This window comes from Calorimonas adulescens (assembly GCF_008274215.1).
Taxonomy (GTDB): Bacteria; Bacillota; Thermoanaerobacteria; order Thermoanaerobacterales; family UBA4877; genus Calorimonas; species Calorimonas adulescens.
The window spans coordinates 125,569-142,880 of record NZ_VTPS01000001.1 but is presented as its reverse complement, the minus strand read 5'-3'; the positions used below and the strand labels follow the sequence as shown (position 1 = coordinate 142,880).

The following is a 17,312-nucleotide window of genomic DNA, read 5'->3' as shown; positions in this document are numbered from 1 at the left end:
AGAATGATTATAGAATCTGGATAAGAGTCAATTATCAATCGATAGGTAATATAAGAATTCAACAAAGGTTCTACGGTGAATTTTTTCAAACATAGCAAATAATATCAAAAAGGCGGCTTTAAAGCTAACCATAATGCACTGAAATGTAATTGACATGCTTATATCGGTATATTTATAAAAATCTAATAGAAGGTGATGTTTATGACAGCCCTGTTTGGTCCATCGGGTAACTCTCAGAGCTTTTATGATGAAGGCCACAAATCTACAACTGAGGCACCAGAATGGCTAAAAAAAAGAGGTCTTGATGCTTTTGAATATTCCTTTGGAAGGGGAGTTAGGATAAGGGAAGGTACTGCAAGGGAAATAGGAAATGCATTTGTGAAGGAAGGAATCACTTTAAGTGTACATGCACCTTATTATATCAATCTTGCATCTACTGATGAAAAAAAAAAGAAAAACACTATAAGGTATTTTACTGAAAGCGTGACAGCAGCTCACTGGATGGGAGCCACAAGGGTAATATTTCATCCTGGGGCTGTGGGTAAAGAGGAAAGGGAGACAGCCTTTGGAAGGGCATTGGAGTTTTTTAGTGAGATAATACATGAGGTAGAGTCTCTTGGATATGAAGAGGTGCGACTGTGTCCTGAGACACTTGGCAAGATAAATCAATTGGGCAGTGTGGAAGAGGTATTAAGGTTATGTAGTCTCAATAGGAATGTAATTCCTGCTATTGATTTTGGGCATCTACATGCAAGAACTGTAGGTGGTATTAAGTCAAAGGATGACTATAAAAGGATACTGGACATGATGGAGGAAGGTCTGGCTGACGAGAGGGCCAGAAAATTTCATGTTCATTTCAGCCATATTGAGTACACCAAACAAGGGGAAAAGAAACACTGTGACTTCAAGGATGAAGGATTCGGCCCTGACTTTGAGCCTTTTGCTGAGCTTATGGTTGAGCGCAACCTTGGACCAACCATAATTTGTGAGTCTCCGACTATGATGGCAGAGGATGCAAGGACTATGAAGGATATATACCTGAAAATTAAGAAGGCTGTATGAAGAACTCTATTCAACAGTCAAAATATATGTTAATATATATAAGGTGATTCACAGCTATGAAAGGAGGTTTTAATACGGACAGGATTGGGAAATTAAGGAAAGGACTCGAAGAAAAGGGTGTAGACGCTGTATTGATCTTTGAACCTCATAACATGTATTATATGACAGGTTTTACCGGTGGTGAGGGCTGCGCAGTTATTACCCATGATAAGACTTATCTTGTGACTGATTTCAGGTATATAGAACAGGCAGAAAATGAATCGCCTAATTTTGAGGTGGTAAGGGCAGACAATCAGGCGAAGGAACTGCCGGCGTTCATAAACAGCATTGGAATAAAAACGGCATGTTTTGAAGAGGAGTTTATAAACTACAAGCTCTATAGCGATTTAAAGGAAAATTTGGATGGCATTGAACTGATTCCCTTGGGTGACCTTATAAAAGATATCAGACAGGTGAAAGACGAAGGTGAAATAGAGAGGATATCCAAGGCACAGTCTCTGGCTGAGGAGGCTTTAGGATATGTAAAAGGTCTGATTAGACCAGGGATGACTGAAAAAGAGGTAGCGATAGAACTGGAGATGTACATAAAAAAAGGGGGAGCAGCGGGACTTTCTTTTGAGACAATAGTTGCCAGCGGTTGGAGGTCTTCCTTACCCCATGGTAGAGCTACTGATAAGGTTATAGAGGATGGAGACTTTGTAACGATAGATTTTGGCATTATGTGGGACTGGTATTGTTCTGATATGACCAGAACATACATTGTAGGTCATGCCAGTGAAAAACAAAAAGATATATACAGCGTCGTATTGGAGGCACAAATGGCAGCTTTAGAGGGAATGAAGGCTGGAATGACGGGAATTGAAGCTGATAAGCTTGCCAGGGATGTAATTGAGAGATACGGCTTTGGTGAATATTTTGGTCATGGACTGGGCCATGGTGTAGGTCTTCAGGTACATGAACCTCCCCAGGTTAATAAGCGGGGCGACAAACCATTGAAGGAGAACAGTGTAGTTACGTGTGAACCTGGCATATATATACCCGGATTGGGCGGTGTACGTATCGAAGACCTGTTGGTTGTAAAGAATAACGGTATATTAAACCTTACACATATCGACAAAAAATTGGAGATACTATAAGTTTTGGAGGGGTCATAGATGGTTACAGCAGGAGATTTCAGAAAAGGTATGACTGTAGAGATAGATGGACAGGTGTGTCTTATAGTAGACTTTCAGCACGTCAAGCCTGGGAAGGGTGCCGCTTTTGTAAGGACAAAGTATAAAAATGTTATAACTGGTGCAGTAGTAGAAAGAACGTTTAATCCTACAGAAAAGTTTGAAGAGGTACATATCGAGAGAAGAGATATGCAATACCTTTACAATGATGGCAATCTTTATTACTTTATGGACATGGATACCTATGAACAGTATGCTATAGGCAGCGATAAAGTTGAGGATGCCATACCCTATTTAAAAGAGAACATGATTGCAACGCTGGAATTCTACAAGGGCGAAGTCATATCAGTTTCTCCGCCTACCTTCGTGGAGCTTCAGGTGGTTGAGACTGAACCTGGTGTGAGAGGCAATACAGTATCGGGTAGCACAAAACCAGCCAAGGTAGAGACAGGAGCTGTCATCCAGGTGCCTCTGTTTGTCAATCAGGGAGATGTTATCAGGATAGATACCAGGACTGGGGAATACATGGAGAGGGTATAAACAGTGTACCAAGTGGGTAAAATCTAAAAGTGAAAAGGAGGAATAGAGATGCAGTATTTAAATGAAAAAGTCTCATACCTGAAGGGCTTGGCGGAGGGTTTGGGCGTAAAGGACGATACTAAAGAAGGTAGAGTTATTTTGGCAATAATAGATACCTTGGAAGAATTTGCTGATGCTATAAATGACCTGGATGAGGCTCAGGCGGAACTCAATGATTATCTTGAAGACATGGATGATGACCTGTCTGACCTTGAGGATGACTACTATGGAGAGGAAGAGGACGAAGATGATTATGTGGAGATAGAGTGTCCTCACTGCCATGAGACTTTATTCTTGGATGAGGATACCTATTACGACAATGATCAGATAGAATGTCCCAAATGCCATGAGAATATTGACCTTAATGAGATAAATGATGACAGTCAAGATGAAGACTGAATGGATTATAAAAGATGGGTTTTGAGCCCATCTTTTTTTATTGGCATAATTCTGAAGGTATGAAAATATAAATGTTACAGAAAAGGGAGGACATGTATATGGATACCTATGAGGATATTTTAAATGGACTTTCAATAAGCTTAAGGGAAATAATAAAAAAATATGTTGACACCAGTACCTGGGGAGGTCTGGAGGAAATTCGCATAAGAGAGGGCAGGCCATTAATGATAATAAACAGAGGTACTGATATGATGCTTACATCAAAGGGATTTACAACACAGGACAATAAACGAGCGTATACTGTAAGCCATAAAGATATGGTTGAAACATTGGAGCTTATAAGTGAAAGCTCAATCTATGCTTTTCAGGATGAGTTAAAAAATGGATTTATAACCCTTCGTGGAGGGCACAGGGTAGGCCTGGCCGGAAGAGTGGTAATGGAAAATGGGGATATAAAGACACTTAAAAATGTCACAGGAATAAATATAAGGATAACCAGGGAACTAAAAGGAGTTTCAGATAAAGCGATTGACTACATATACAGACCACCAAGAGGGGTATATAACACCATGATACTATCCCCGCCCATGGCAGGAAAGACAACGCTGTTAAGGGATATGGTGAGGAATATAAGCAATGGAGGGCCGGGTAGGCCAGGACTTAAGGTTGGCGTTGTAGATGAGAGGTCTGAGATAGCTGGTTGTTACAACGGCATACCGCAGAATGACGTAGGTGTAAGGACGGATGTACTGGACTGCTGTCCAAAAGCTCTGGGAATAATCCTTCTTATACGATCGATGTCACCTGAGGTGATATGCACTGACGAAATTGGCAGAAAAAGTGATATTGACGCAATAGAGGAGGCATGTAACGCAGGTGTCAATATCATCACCACTGTCCACGCCTCTGATATTGAGGAATTGAAAAGGAAGTCTAACATTGCCCCGCTAATAGAAGAAAGGCTTTTTGATAGATATATAGTTCTGGGCACATCAATGGGCAGGGGTACCATTGAGGCTATATACGATGGGATGTTAAATAGCCTTATAGATGCTCCTATGAGGAGTGATTGCCAATGATATTTAAGATAACTGGGGCTATACTCATAGTAGCGTCCTGCAGCATGGGAGGCGCACTGTATAGCAACATATATATAAATCGCCTTGAAAATCTTAAGGCTTTCAGTATATGTCTGGAAATGTTAAGAAGTGAGATAGCATACACACATATGACCCTTTCTGAGGCATCGAGTATAATCGGGCAGAAGACCGACGGTCCTGTGGCCGACATCTTTACAGAATTTTCATGTATTTTAAACCTGAAAAAAGGTTATACAGCGCATATAGCATGGGAGGAAGCGTTAAACAAGAATTTGGAGTGGCTTGATTTTAATGATGAGGAGATTGAACTTGTAAAAACACTGGGAGACGTGATTGGCACAAGCGACACGGTAAACCAGGAGAAAAGCTTGACCCTTCTTTCAAAACAGCTTGATATGCTTGTAGAAAAAGCAGCGGCAGAAAAGGATAAAAACGTAAAAATGTATAGGAATCTTGGCCTGCTGGGTGGACTTGGCCTGGCCATACTATTGATCTGAGAAAGGGGAAAACAGATGAATGTTGACATAATATTCAAAATTGCTGCCATTGGTATACTTGTAGCTGTCTTAAATATGGTTCTTGTCAGCTCTGATAGGAAAGAACAAGCCATGATGGTAACCCTTGTAGGCCTGGTGGTAGTCTTGATGATGGTAATAACCATGGTCAGTAATCTTTTTAATGCCGTTAAGACAATGTTTCAGCTATATTGAGGTGCCAATCTATGAGCATTTTTCAGATAGCAATATTCGCAATAATAGCTGCCATTCTCATGGTTTCAATACGATCCGAGCGGCCTGAAATTGCCATGCTCATAAGTGTGGCTGCAGGCGTAACCATATTAATCTTTGTGGTATCGAAAATATCCGCTGTAATAAATGTTTTCAATCAACTGACGGCAAGGACAAACATCGATCTCATTTATTTAAATAACATATTAAAGATAATCGGCATAGCCTATGTGACAGAATTTAGTTCTCAGGTATGTAAGGATGTGGGAGAAGGGAATCTTTCAGCAAAGGTTGAGCTGGCAGGTAAAATCTTTATCTTAATTGAGGCCATCCCAATAATACTTGCCCTTTTAAATGTGGTGGTTTCTATCATGCCATAGGGCGTAAGGCGGGATAAAATGAAAAAGATATACCTTATATTGTTTATTATAACCCTTTTGATTTTGTCCTTTACCCCAAAAGTTCGGGCCAGCATTGGCGATACAGAAAATATTGACACAAAAAGTATTAATGAGGTTATAGACCAGACCGTTGAAGCTCTTGACATGACAGAGGTTAACCAAATGATAGAGGACATAAATAAAGAATCGCAAGGCTTCATGCCTGAAATAAGCTTCAAGGAATTCTTGGATTCTATTCTTGATGGTAAAGAGTACATAAGTTTTAAAGATGTTTTTACTGGTTTTATTAAGTACATCTTCAGAGAAGTTGCTGGCAACCTATTTTTTTTAGGTGAGATCCTCGTACTTGGTGTGGTTGCCGCAATACTTAAAACCATACATGGCGCTTTTAACAGTGAATCAATAAATAATATTGCCTCAATGTCTGTATATGTTATGATTACTATCCTAATAACACGGAATCTGAATATGGCACTGGGAATCGGAAAAGATGCTATAACCCAGATGACAAACTTTATGCAGGCTATGCTTCCAGTTTTGATCACAGTAATGGCATCTACCGGTTCACTTACAGGTGCAGCACTGTTTAAGCCGATGGTGATTGGTTCTGTCGAGATTATTTCCCAGATTATTATGGAGGTAGTAATGCCTCTCATAATTATAATGGCCATCATATACCTTGTAAACAGCATAAGCGAAAGCGTTCAGATATCATATCTTGCAAAACTTGTGCAAAAGGTTGCTGTTGTGCTGGTGGGACTATGCTTCACCATATTTGTAGGGATTGCCACTATTGAAGGAGTAACGTCAAATTCGGCAGACAACCTTATGGTAACCGCAATGAAATTCACGGCAGGGAGCTTTATACCCATAATAGGGCATGTCCTTACAGATACCATTGACGTCATGTTCAGTTCTTCTATGGTAATAAACTCTGCACTGAGGATGATAAGTATTGTAGCATTATTCATGATCATATCCTTGCCGATATCCAAGATTGTAGTCCTTATACTGCTTTATAAATTCACTGCTGCAGTTATACAACCAATTGCGGATAAAAAATTGGTCGACGCATTAGACGGTGTAGGTGACTCATTGACTGTACTCCTGACGGCTGTAATATGTGTTGGAGTAATGTTTTATATATCACTTACCATGTTTATCGGGGCATCATATCCTGGGGTATAGGAGGAAGCAGGTATGAATTTTTTAAAGAGTTGGATAATCAACATATTTGTTGTCATGATATTTATAACTATACTGGATGCAATAATGCCCGGCTCGAACTTTAAAAAATATATAGATATGGTAACTGGACTTATTATAATAATTACCATTTTAAGTCCTGTCATAAATTTTATAAAGGGTGAGGATTTTATACAGAAAGAGGTATTATCCAATACGATAGGATTAAAGTCAGAGGAGTTTTCAAATGACAACAAGTATTTAAAAGTATATGAGGAGGTGTTTAAGAGTCAATACAAAAAGAATATGGAGGATAATATACAACAGTGGCTGAGTAAAAAATATGATGCAGATATAAAAAAAGTGTCAATAGACTACAATTCTGACATTGGGGATACAGAACACTTTGGATATATAAAAAGAGTGGAGATACAACTTGATGACGTCAGCGAAGACTTGAAGGCTAAAATAATAGAAGACATTTCCTCATTCTATAACGTGGATAAAGCGAATATAACTATAAGTGGATAGGGGAATGAGAAGATTGGATAAAGTGTTTGGAAGAATGAGAGAATGGTTTAACAATAAAGACTCAAAAAAATTAAAGTATGATCTCATGATTATTTGTGGTTTGGGTGTGATTCTCATGATAGGAGGTTCGTTATTTACATCCAGTAGTACAGAAACTACAAATACGAAAGAGGTTGTTAAAGAGGTCAGTGACCAAGGGATGTCATATGAAAAACAGTTGGAGGATAAGCTCACAGAAATACTTTCAAAGGTGGATGGGATAGGCCGTGTAGAGGTAATGGTGACGCTTGAATCCCAAGAGGAACTGGTTCCAGCAATGAACACTCAAGAGTCCAATCAGACAATAGATGAAAAGGATTCAGGTGGTGGTATACGGACAACAAATCAGAAAGACATAAACAGCCAGGTGGTTACCATACAGAGTGGTGGCAACAATAGTCCAGTTATAGTCAAGAAAATCTATCCGACAATAAGAGGGGTGGTGATCGTGGCCGATGGGGCAGACGATCCTCAGATAAGGTATGTCATCAGCAGGACCGTTGAAGCAGCTTTGAATGTACCACTGTATAGGATTGAGGTCTTATCACATAATTGAGGAGGGATTTTAATGTTTTTAAAGAAAAAGTCTGTTGCCCTTTGGAGTCTGATTATATTGATAGGTATAGCGGCACTTTTAAACTATCAGTATAATGTAAATTCTGATAGGGCTGTTTCAAAAGAGGCGGATAATGAACAGCAGGGAGCTGTTAACCTTGAGGAAACATCAGGCAACGATAATACAAATACAGAAGAGGTTTCCAAGACAACAGACTCATTTATAGCCTATAAATTGGAAAGAGACAAGATGCGCAGTGAATCCATAGAAACACTCAAGGAGATTGTAGGAAACGAAAAGACAACTGATCAGACAAGAGATGAGGCTCAAAAACAAATGATGGAACTTTTGAAGGAGACGGAGAAGGAGACCATAATTGAAAACCTTATAAAGGCTAAAGGCTTTGAAGATGCCTTGGTGTTCATAGACGATGATTCAGTTAATGTTATAATCGAGTCATCTAAGGACCTTACTCCAGCCGATGTTGCACAGATAACAGATATAGTAAACCGGGAGACTGGCACTGCAATAGAAAACATAAAGATAATGAAAAGGCAATAAAATTGGATCAGCCTTCCACTTATGGAAGGTCAAATTTTTATTAAGATTTGCATCAATTGCAATAAATTGGTATAATGTTATAGAGAGAATTTGGAGGTGTACATATGGAAGAAGAAATAAATGCCACAAATGGTGAGATGGGCAATATCAAGATATCTGATGAGGTTGTAAGCATTATAGCAGGTATTGCTGCCACTGAAGTCGATGGTGTTGCAGGCATGAGTGGTGGTGTGGTAAATGGTATTACTGAAATGCTTGGTCGCAAAAATTTGAGCAAAGGTGTAAAGGTAGAGGTAGGAGAAAAGGAGTCTGTCATCGATTTGTATATCATTGTAGAATATGGGGCAAGAATACCGGAGATAGCATGGAAAGTACAAGAAAACGTCAAAAAGGCTGTGGAGACAATGACCGGGTTGAGGGTGGTGGAAGTAAATATACATGTGCAGGGAGTGAACTTTGCAAAAGAGGAAAAAGAGGAGGAAAGCCAGTCTCAAAAAGCCAAGTAGATATAACCCTCTGAGTAATTCAGAGGGTTATATCATAGAATTAAGTATAGATAAGGAGGCACTGCTGATGAGTTTGTTTGATAGGATTGTACTTACCATATATTCTTTTTTGCTTGCTGTTGCATCAATTTTAGTAATATTTTCGGGTTTTCACATCATACCAGTACATATTATAGAAAGTTATGCAGGCTTGTTGTACGACTATGGCTATATCATAGGCATTGTTGGGTTGCTCTTTTTAATAGTAAGCATAAAGTTTTTACTCTCAGGTGTGAGAGGTGAAAATAACATAAAAAATATTGCAAGGCAGACCCAGCTTGGTGAGGTAAGGATATCTCTTGTAACTCTGGAGAACATATCAGAGAAGGTGGTAAAGGGCATAGACGGAGTTAGAGAGGTTAAGACTAAAGCACTTTTTATAAATGACGGTGCTGTTATTGTGTTAAATCTCATAGTTGCTACAGAAATAAAGATACCGGAACTTGTGGTAAAGATACAGAAACTTGTGAAGGAACAGGTTGAGGCAATCACAGGCATAAATGTGGCTGAGGTTAAGGTATATATTGATAATGTTACTGTAAATCTTAAACCAAGGGTAGAATAGGAGTGAGTTTATATGGATAGGTTTTACGATATACTTGAAAAACATTTTGGAAAAATAGTGGGTATGATTTTAGGTCTACTTTTTGCAGTTCTTGTAATTGCAGTTGGTTTTTGGAAGACTGTATTTGTACTGTTTTGTATTTTACTGGGGTATTTTTTTGGCAAGATTATAGATAACCACGAGGATCTGAGGAGTTTTTTAGATAGAATTTTACCACCAGGTAAAATGTGACCAGGAGGGAATGTATGAACAGGAGGACAGCCAGGGAAGATATAATGAAGATGCTCTACGAATACGAGATTACAGGTGATGACCCCAAGTCTATAATGCAGAAATTTTATGGTGGGGTCATAGATGAAAATCAGAGGGATTATATTACCTCAACTTTTTTTGGTATATTCAGCCATTTGAATGATATTGACAATGTAATAAGGAACAATCTTAAAGGCTGGAAGCTGGAGAGGCTTGCCAAGGTAGACCAGGCGATTTTAAGATGCGCGATCTACGAGGTAATATATGGTAATATTCCAAAAAAAGTTGCTATAAATGAGGCTGTAGAGATCGCAAAAAAATATAGTACGGAAAATTCGGGCTCATTCATTAATGGAGTGCTTGGAGATGTATTTGGCAAGGAAGAAGGAGTAGAATGAGCTCTTATATAACTCAAATTACACCGGTACCAGGTGGTGTCGGGCCTATAACGGCTGCAATGTTTTTGGAAAACACTCGGGAGGCATTTAAAAATGCGCATAAAAACTTTATCAGTAAGTGAGGTCAACAGGTATATAAAAAATATATTGTCAGGGGATATTATACTCAACAACCTGAGTGTACGTGGAGAAATATCAAACCTGAGGCTTGTGCAGCAAAGCAATGCATACTTTTTTAACTTGAAGGATAGCTATGCTGCCATACAGTGCATTATGTTCATGGATGTTGTGGATAATTTAAAATTTATACCCTCAGACGGCATGGAGGTGGCCGTGCATGGGAAGATTTCGCTTTATGAGAGAAATGGAAGTTACAGTATAAATGTTGATAACATGGAACCATGTGGTGTTGGGGCCTATTATATTGCACTTAACAATTTAAAGGAAAAACTGAGGTCAGAAGGCCTATTTGACAGGGAGCACAAGCGTCAGATACCCGAATACCCTAGAAAGATAGGCATCATCACCTCTATAAACGGTGCTGTTATTCACGATATATTGAAAATTATTTCAGATAGATATCCATGTGTGGATATAGACATATATCCAATTACTGTGCAGGGTGACAGGGCTGCAGATGATATATGCACGGCCTTTGAGATAATGAATGACTTGGAAAACATTGACCTCATCATACTGGCACGCGGTGGAGGCTCTGTAGAGGACCTCTGGCCCTTTAATGAAGAAAAAGTTGCACGGGCAATATATTCCTCGAGATATCCTGTTATATCTGCAGTAGGTCATGAGACTGATTTTACCATTGCAGACTTTGTAGCGGATGCACGGGCAGCCACGCCTACCGAGGCTGCTGCCATGGCTGTGCCTGATATGAATTCCATTATGGAAAGGATAGAAAAGTTGGAGGATTATATGACGGGGTATATAAATGATTTGATAACAGTAAACAGCAGACATCTGGAGTTTGTTATGAGATCTTCACCGCTGTTAGAACCTGATATGTTTTTTGAGAGATACAATGTGAAACTAACCCAGCAAAGAGAGTTTTTGATCTATCATATCATCCAATTTATAAATAAAAGATGGATGGATGTAGAATCTTTGGATAAAAGGCTTGGCACATTAAATCCTTTGAGTGTTCTAAAACGGGGTTTTGCGGTTCTTTACGATGAGAACAAGAGTTTAATCACGGATGTTGACATGATAAAAGTGGATGATGAGATAACAATAAGGCTTTACAATGGCATTATCAATTGCCGTGTGGAAGAGGTGAACCAGATTGAATGAGATGGATTTTGAGGGTGCGATGAAGCGACTAGAAGATATCGTAAATATTCTTCAACAGGGGAACCTAGGCTTGGAGGAGTCTGTAAATCTATTTGAAGAGGGTATTAGACTTTCAAATTATTGCAGGGATGCATTGGTAAGAGCAAGGATGAGGGTAAATATCCTGATGGAAGAAAATGGTTTATATAAGGAGGTCAAATACGAGGGTGGTAACGGAGAGAAACTTGGATTTTAAAGAGGAATTTCAAAAAAAGTTATCTATAATAGAGGATGGTCTTAAAACTTATCTTCCACACGAAGATGAAAAACCCGAAATAATTCATCAGGCCATGAGATACAGTGTCTCTTCTGGTGGCAAGAGAATCAGGCCAATACTGGCCATGGCAACCTATGAGATGTTTGATAGGGACGTTAAGTATATACTCCCGGTAGCGTGTGCCATAGAATATATACACACCTATTCACTTATTCATGACGACCTCCCTGCAATGGATAATGATGACTTCAGGCGTGGAAAGCCAACATCTCACAGGGTATTTGGCGAGGCAATAGCTATACTGGCAGGTGATGCACTGCTCACTCATGCTTTTAATGTGATATATGAGTCGGCACTTACATATAGTGAGCGAATGAAGCTTTATGTGTTGGCTGGTAAAGAGATAGCAGAGGCATGTGACAGCAAAGGCCTTGTAGGTGGACAGGTCATAGATATTAACTCTGTATCCATAATAGATACCTCTGAAAAGTTAATGGATATGGACATTAGAAAAACTGGATGCCTGATCAGAGCCAGCGTGGTGGCAGGAGCTATAATTGGCGGTGCTGGAAGTAGTGATATATTATATCTTAATACATTTGGTGAAAAGTTGGGCCTGGCCTTTCAGGTGCAGGATGACATATTGGATTATAAGGAGAATGAAATATTCCCTGATAAACCCACATACACATCCATTTTGGGTATTGAGGGTGCCAGGGAGTATGTAAAAAAGCTTTCAAAGGATGCAATAGATTCATTAAACATATTTGGTGATAAAGCTGCATTTTTAAGGAATCTTACCATGAGTCTTATTGACAGGAAAGCATAAATGAGTATGACCAAAACTGATATATCTATATGGTGATTGTTCTACAAGAAATTCCATACCCATAAAAAATGTATTATTATCAGGCAAATCAGGCTGATAATGACATTGTATAAAGTGAGGATATATGCTATAATTTAAATCCAAAGCGTAGGTGGCGTAGTATTCTAGTCAGCTGAGCCAACCTTGAGGACGGGCCTAAAAATCCGTCAAAGGGCACATCGATGAAGTTCCTTGTATGGGCTTTTAACGCCCAGTTAGGGGCCTGTGCAGGGAGTAAGGGATGGGGGCGATCTGCAATGGCATGCAGGCGTTGACCCTCATCTCGCGGAGACCTGAGGTCCTCATGCAACGTGAGTTGTTCACGTGCCAAGGACCTGGGTGTAACCTATTTGTGGGCAACCGCAAATAGTGTAGCCTGCCTTGAAGTGGAATTGGGAGAGAGGATAGTCCTTGAAACCAATTTTGCAAAAGAGGCTATAGGTTGGGAAAGCTGTCGGGGAAAGCCCCTAGACTAATCGTGCAAGGAGATGCATTGGGGATTACGGTGCAGTCTTAGTGGCGATCCAGTTCTGTCATGGGTGACCAGGCAGATCAGGATTTAAAAGGAAACTGCTGACCTGGCGACAGGCAGTATCCTGATGGGAAATCCTACTGGACCTGAAGCTGCAAAATTTACTCAGTGCATTGCCACCTACGGTTTATTCTGGAGGACTATGAATGGGTAAAAGGGATATACATATAAATTACCGATGGGTGCTGTATGTTTGCATTTTAAGTTTCATATTGTCAATTCTGATAAGCAGTTTATCCAGTCTGTTGCTTGAAGATGTAACCCTCATAATAGCGTTATTAATTCTCCTTGTGATAATTTTGATTGGCATAATATTTGACATAATAGGAGTTGCGGTAACATCGGCGGATGAAGAGCCTTTTCATGCGATGGCTTCCGATAGGGTTTTTGGCGCAAAATATGCCATTAAACTTATAAGGAATGCTGATATGGTATCCAATTTTTGCAATGATGTGGTTGGCGATATTTGTGGAGTGGTCAGTGGCGTATCTATGGCTATAATCCTTGCAAGATTTGGGATGATTTTTAATTTTTTTAAGATGTCATACATGAGCATTATAATGAGTGCAGTTGTGTCTACCTTAACTATAGGGGGAAAGGCCATTGGAAAGTCTGTAGCGATAGATAATAGTCTTTTCATTTGCCTATGGGTTGGTAAAATTTTGAACCTGATATCCGATAGAACAGGTATAGATTTTTTCAATGATAAGAAAAATAAATCTAAAAGGAACAGGAAGGCAGATAGAGATGTATAAGTATCTTGATAAAATAAACTCACCTGCTGATATCAAGAGATTGAAAACTTATGAATTGAATGCCGTTGCAAAGGAAATAAGGGATTTCCTTGTCCAAAATGTATCTAAAACAGGTGGACATCTTGCATCAAATTTAGGTGTTGTAGAGCTTACTATTGCACTATTGACTGTATTTGATTTTCCAGAGGATAAAATAGTCTGGGATGTGGGGCACCAGTCTTATGTGTACAAAATACTGACTGGAAGAAGAGACAGATTTAATACCCTAAGGCAGATGGGCGGTATCAGTGGATTTCCAAAGAGGCAGGAGAGTATATTTGATATGTTTGGGACAGGACATGCCAGCACTTCAATCTCTGCTGCACTTGGGATGGCAAGGGCCAGGGACCTTGAAGGCAAGGATTTTCAGGTTGTGGCAGTTATAGGCGATGGAGCTCTCACTGGAGGCATAGCCCTTGAGGGATTAAACGATGCCGGAAGAAGTAACACAGATATACTCATTGTATTAAACGATAACGAAATGTCTATATCCCATAATGTTGGTGGACTTTCACTGTATTTAAGCCAGTTGAGGGCAGCTCCCGTGTATTCTAAGATAAAAGAGGATGTTAAGCAAAAGCTGAAGCATGTTCCTGTTTTAGGCGACAAAATGACAAGGACTATAGAGAGGGCTAAGGAAGGTATAAAATATCTGATAATTCCTGGTATGTTTTTTGAGGATTTGGGATATACGTATCTTGGACCTGTGGATGGCCATGATATTTCTTCTTTAATAAAGATTTTTGAGGTCTCTATAGATATAAAAGGACCTAAAATAGTTCATGCTATAACAAAAAAGGGATATGGATACGGTCCTGCAGAGAAAAGTCCCGCTAGATTTCATGGAGTGGATCCTTTTGATATAAACACTGGGGAAACGATAGTACATAAAAATGGGAAAACATTTTCGAAAATTTTTGGTGAGGAATTGGTGCAGATAGCAGAAAAAGACAGAAGAATAGTTGCTATTACTGCTGCTATGGAGGATGGCACAGGTCTTGCAGAATTTTCAAAAAAATTTCCTGATAGATTTTTTGATGTGGGAATAGCGGAACAACATGCTGTAACCATGGCAGCCGGCCTGGCCTCACTAGGATTTATCCCTGTCTTTGCTGTCTACTCCACTTTTTTACAGAGAGGGTTTGACCAGATTATACATGATGTCTGTATGCAGAACCTCCATGTGGTGCTTGCGATAGATAGGGCTGGACTGGTGGGCCATGATGGTGAGACTCATCATGGGGTGTTTGATATCTCCTATTTAAGTATGATACCAAATATGACCATAATGTCGCCCAGGAATGGCGCAGAACTTAAGGCTATGCTTAAGTTTGCTGTAAAGCATGAAGGGCCTGTGTCTATAAGGTATCCACGAGGATATACAAATGATGAAGGAAGTGTAGATGATATAAAGTACGGTAAGGCAGAATTAGTTGAACAAGGGGATGACCTCTCTATTATATGCGAAGGTATGATGTGTAATACGGTTTTAAGTATACTGGAAGAGATTAAGAGATTGGGTATACACCCCGATGTTATAAATATTAGATTTATTAAGCCTATTGATGAGGATTTGATTGTATCTTCTATAAAGAAGACAGGAAGGGTGATTATTGTTGAAAATAATGTTGTTAAGGGTGGGCTGGGTAGCAGCATTTTGCAAATTATTGCTGAAAAAAATATAAAAAATGTTAAAATAAAATTGTTGGGCATACCAGATAGGTTTATTTCCCATGGCAGTCAGGAAGAGCTATATAAGTTATGTGGCCTTGATGCTGACTCAATAAAAAAGCATATTCTGGAAATGGTGGACGATAATGAACAATAAAGAAAGACTGGATGTGCTTGTCTTTAATAAAGGCCTGGCCACCAGCAGAGAGGCAGCGAGGAAATTGATAATGGCTGGTAGCGTGCTTGTAAACGGTAAGGTCTCGGATAAACCTGGTATGTCTGTTGATGTAAACTCTGAGATAGAATTAAAGGAAGGTCTACCATATGTGAGCAGAGGTGGACTTAAAATAAAGAGGGCAATTGACGAATTTGGCATTTCAGTACATAACAAAGTGGCTGTAGATATAGGGGCATCCACTGGTGGTTTTACTGACTGTCTTCTGCAGGAAGGAGCAGCAAGGGTATATTCTGTAGATGTAGGTTATGGCCAGCTAGCCGAAAAACTGCGAAGAGATGATAGGGTAAGGGTGGTTGAGAGGAAAAATGCCAGATATCTTACTGAAGACGACATAGGAGAGAAAGTGGATATAATAACCATTGATGTCTCATTTATTTCCCTGGACAAGATATTCAGACCGGCAGCCTCACTCTTAAAAGATGATGGAATTATAATATCATTAATAAAGCCACAGTTTGAAGCCGGCAGAGAACATATAGGGAAAAAAGGGGTGGTAAAGGACAGAAATATACATCTGATGGTAATAGAAAATGTGCTTTTATCAGCCCAAAAAGAAGGACTTTTTATGAAGGACATTACCTACTCACCTATTAGAGGTCCCAAGGGTAACATTGAATTTCTTTCCCTTTTTAGCAAGGTTCCGCCTTTATTGGACATGGATAAAATACGTTGCACTGTTGAAACTGCTCATGAGGAACTTTCAGGAGGTAATTTATGAAAAACATTGGTGTAATATCCAATATACAGAAAGATACGGAGTTCCAGATCACCATTTCCGCTGTTAAATACATTGAAGAGATGGAATGTAAACCTCTCTTAAATGAGTTTATGGCGTACAAAATTGGAAGAAAGGAATTGGGTTTAAAACTATGGGAAATATATAAAAACTGCGATTTTGTTGTGGTATTGGGCGGAGATGGAACACTCTTGAGCGTAGCAAGGCAATGTGCGCCCTATGGTAAGCCTATACTGGGTGTAAATCTTGGCCACCTTGGCTTTTTAACTGATGTGGAGTACGCAGAAATGTATAAGGCGTTGAATAAATGTATCATGGATGATTACTATATTGACGAGAGAATGATGCTGGAGGCTGTGATATTAAAAAATGGGGTGGAGATGGAGAGCTACACTGCACTGAATGACATTGGTATAACCAAAGGTTCATTTTCCAGGATGATACACTTAAAAACATATGTGGACGATGATTATGTCGACACATATTCCGCTGATGGGCTGATCATATCAAGTCCTACGGGCTCTACCGCTTATTCACTATCGGCAGGCGGCCCCATATGTACGCCAAACATAGAACTATTAATAATCACTCCAATATGTCCACATACCTTATATTCGCGGTCAATCATTGCTTCACCGGAAAGTACAGTAAGGGTTACCATCCTTGATGAGAATCAGGATATAATGTTGACTGTAGATGGACAGCAAGGGTATAAACTCAATTTAGGAGATGAAGTCATTGTGAGGAAGTCACAATATGATACAAAATTGATAAAAACCTCAGGAAAATCATTTTTTAATGTTCTCAGGACCAAGTTAAAAGAATGATAGAGAGGTGTG

The 17,312-nt window shown here is 39.4% G+C and carries 23 protein-coding genes and 1 pseudogene; all 24 read left to right on the top strand.

The genetic code is table 11. The annotated features are described in order from the left end of the window. Positions 1-201: 201 nt before the first annotated feature. The 24 genes and pseudogenes from FWJ32_RS00810 (at position 202) to FWJ32_RS00695 (ending at position 17,300) form a co-directional block, all read left to right on the top strand. A complete protein-coding gene (locus FWJ32_RS00810; protein WP_149544078.1) occupies positions 202-1,062 on the top strand; it encodes a TIM barrel protein in 861 nt (286 codons plus the stop codon). Positions 1,063-1,118: 56 nt separating this feature from the next. Further along, the gene (locus FWJ32_RS00805) at positions 1,119-2,198 is read left to right on the top strand and encodes a M24 family metallopeptidase (RefSeq protein ID WP_149544077.1); all 1,080 of its coding nucleotides are present in this window, start codon (positions 1,119-1,121) and stop codon (positions 2,196-2,198) included. A gap of 18 nt (positions 2,199-2,216) precedes the next feature. Further along, entirely contained in the window at positions 2,217-2,774 is a 558-nt protein-coding gene (efp, locus tag FWJ32_RS00800; protein ID WP_149544076.1) for an elongation factor P, read from the top strand. 48 nt (positions 2,775-2,822) lie between these two features. Next, the gene (locus FWJ32_RS00795) at positions 2,823-3,212 is read left to right on the top strand and encodes a CD1247 N-terminal domain-containing protein (protein ID WP_149544075.1); all 390 of its coding nucleotides are present in this window, start codon (positions 2,823-2,825) and stop codon (positions 3,210-3,212) included. Between the two features lie 98 nt (positions 3,213-3,310). Continuing rightward, complete coding sequence (gene spoIIIAA / locus FWJ32_RS00790) at positions 3,311-4,291, top strand: stage III sporulation protein AA (RefSeq protein WP_203227526.1); 981 nt, start codon at positions 3,311-3,313, stop codon at positions 4,289-4,291. Further along, positions 4,288-4,809 carry a stage III sporulation protein AB gene (locus FWJ32_RS00785; RefSeq protein WP_149544073.1) on the top strand — a complete coding sequence of 174 codons (522 nt, stop codon included), beginning with the start codon at positions 4,288-4,290 and terminating at the stop codon, positions 4,807-4,809. The genes spoIIIAA and FWJ32_RS00785 overlap by 4 nt, the downstream gene beginning before the upstream one ends. Positions 4,810-4,824: 15 nt before the next feature. Beyond that, the gene (gene spoIIIAC, locus FWJ32_RS00780) at positions 4,825-5,022 is read left to right on the top strand and encodes a stage III sporulation protein AC (protein ID WP_149544072.1); all 198 of its coding nucleotides are present in this window, start codon (positions 4,825-4,827) and stop codon (positions 5,020-5,022) included. Positions 5,023-5,033: 11 nt separating this feature from the next. Then, entirely contained in the window at positions 5,034-5,420 is a 387-nt protein-coding gene (gene spoIIIAD, locus FWJ32_RS00775; RefSeq protein WP_149544071.1) for a stage III sporulation protein AD, read from the top strand. Between the two features lie 18 nt (positions 5,421-5,438). Then, complete coding sequence (gene spoIIIAE, locus FWJ32_RS00770) at positions 5,439-6,629, top strand: stage III sporulation protein AE (protein WP_149544070.1); 1,191 nt, start codon at positions 5,439-5,441, stop codon at positions 6,627-6,629. A 12-nt stretch (positions 6,630-6,641) separates the two neighbouring features. Next, entirely contained in the window at positions 6,642-7,157 is a 516-nt protein-coding gene (gene spoIIIAF, locus FWJ32_RS00765) for a stage III sporulation protein AF (RefSeq protein WP_149544069.1), read from the top strand. A gap of 4 nt (positions 7,158-7,161) precedes the next feature. Continuing rightward, the gene (spoIIIAG, locus tag FWJ32_RS00760; RefSeq protein ID WP_149544068.1) at positions 7,162-7,752 is read left to right on the top strand and encodes a stage III sporulation protein AG; all 591 of its coding nucleotides are present in this window, start codon (positions 7,162-7,164) and stop codon (positions 7,750-7,752) included. 12 nt (positions 7,753-7,764) lie between these two features. Beyond that, complete coding sequence (locus FWJ32_RS00755) at positions 7,765-8,313, top strand: SpoIIIAH-like family protein (protein ID WP_149544067.1); 549 nt, start codon at positions 7,765-7,767, stop codon at positions 8,311-8,313. A gap of 104 nt (positions 8,314-8,417) precedes the next feature. After that, on the top strand, positions 8,418-8,819 hold the full coding sequence (locus FWJ32_RS00750; RefSeq protein WP_149544066.1) for an Asp23/Gls24 family envelope stress response protein: 402 nt from the start codon (positions 8,418-8,420) through the stop codon (positions 8,817-8,819). Positions 8,820-8,886: 67 nt separating this feature from the next. Beyond that, positions 8,887-9,423 carry an alkaline shock response membrane anchor protein AmaP gene (gene amaP / locus FWJ32_RS00745; RefSeq protein WP_149544065.1) on the top strand — a complete coding sequence of 179 codons (537 nt, stop codon included), beginning with the start codon at positions 8,887-8,889 and terminating at the stop codon, positions 9,421-9,423. Positions 9,424-9,435: 12 nt separating this feature from the next. Next, positions 9,436-9,654, top strand: coding sequence for a DUF2273 domain-containing protein (locus FWJ32_RS00740; RefSeq protein WP_149544064.1), 219 nt, complete (start codon positions 9,436-9,438; stop codon positions 9,652-9,654). Positions 9,655-9,668: 14 nt separating this feature from the next. Further along, the gene (gene nusB, locus FWJ32_RS00735) at positions 9,669-10,073 is read left to right on the top strand and encodes a transcription antitermination factor NusB (protein WP_149544063.1); all 405 of its coding nucleotides are present in this window, start codon (positions 9,669-9,671) and stop codon (positions 10,071-10,073) included. A 17-nt stretch (positions 10,074-10,090) separates the two neighbouring features. Then, positions 10,091-10,195 (top strand): annotated as a pseudogene (locus FWJ32_RS00730) (bifunctional methylenetetrahydrofolate dehydrogenase/methenyltetrahydrofolate cyclohydrolase); the annotation flags it as partial. Then, positions 10,167-11,378: an exodeoxyribonuclease VII large subunit gene (gene xseA, locus FWJ32_RS00725; RefSeq protein ID WP_149544061.1), complete on the top strand. Its 1,212-nt coding sequence runs from the start codon at positions 10,167-10,169 to the stop codon at positions 11,376-11,378. The pseudogene FWJ32_RS00730 and the gene xseA, both read left to right, overlap by 29 nt. Position 11,379: 1 nt before the next feature. Next, entirely contained in the window at positions 11,380-11,613 is a 234-nt protein-coding gene (gene xseB / locus FWJ32_RS00720) for an exodeoxyribonuclease VII small subunit (RefSeq protein ID WP_149544254.1), read from the top strand. After that, positions 11,585-12,463: a polyprenyl synthetase family protein gene (locus FWJ32_RS00715; protein WP_238988749.1), complete on the top strand. Its 879-nt coding sequence runs from the start codon at positions 11,585-11,587 to the stop codon at positions 12,461-12,463. The genes xseB and FWJ32_RS00715 overlap by 29 nt, the downstream gene beginning before the upstream one ends. Before the next feature lie 717 nt (positions 12,464-13,180). Continuing rightward, positions 13,181-13,789, top strand: a complete 609-nt coding sequence (locus FWJ32_RS00710; RefSeq protein WP_149544059.1) for a hypothetical protein — start codon at positions 13,181-13,183, stop codon at positions 13,787-13,789. After that, positions 13,782-15,656 (top strand): 1-deoxy-D-xylulose-5-phosphate synthase, encoded by a 1,875-nt coding sequence (dxs, locus tag FWJ32_RS00705; RefSeq protein WP_149544253.1) that lies wholly within the window; start codon positions 13,782-13,784, stop codon positions 15,654-15,656. Before FWJ32_RS00710 ends, dxs begins: the two co-directional genes overlap by 8 nt. Continuing rightward, positions 15,646-16,455 (top strand): TlyA family RNA methyltransferase, encoded by an 810-nt coding sequence (locus FWJ32_RS00700; protein WP_149544058.1) that lies wholly within the window; start codon positions 15,646-15,648, stop codon positions 16,453-16,455. Before dxs ends, FWJ32_RS00700 begins: the two co-directional genes overlap by 11 nt. Continuing rightward, on the top strand, positions 16,452-17,300 hold the full coding sequence (locus FWJ32_RS00695) for an NAD(+)/NADH kinase (protein ID WP_149544057.1): 849 nt from the start codon (positions 16,452-16,454) through the stop codon (positions 17,298-17,300). Before FWJ32_RS00700 ends, FWJ32_RS00695 begins: the two co-directional genes overlap by 4 nt. The last annotated feature ends 12 nt before the right edge of the window (positions 17,301-17,312 follow it).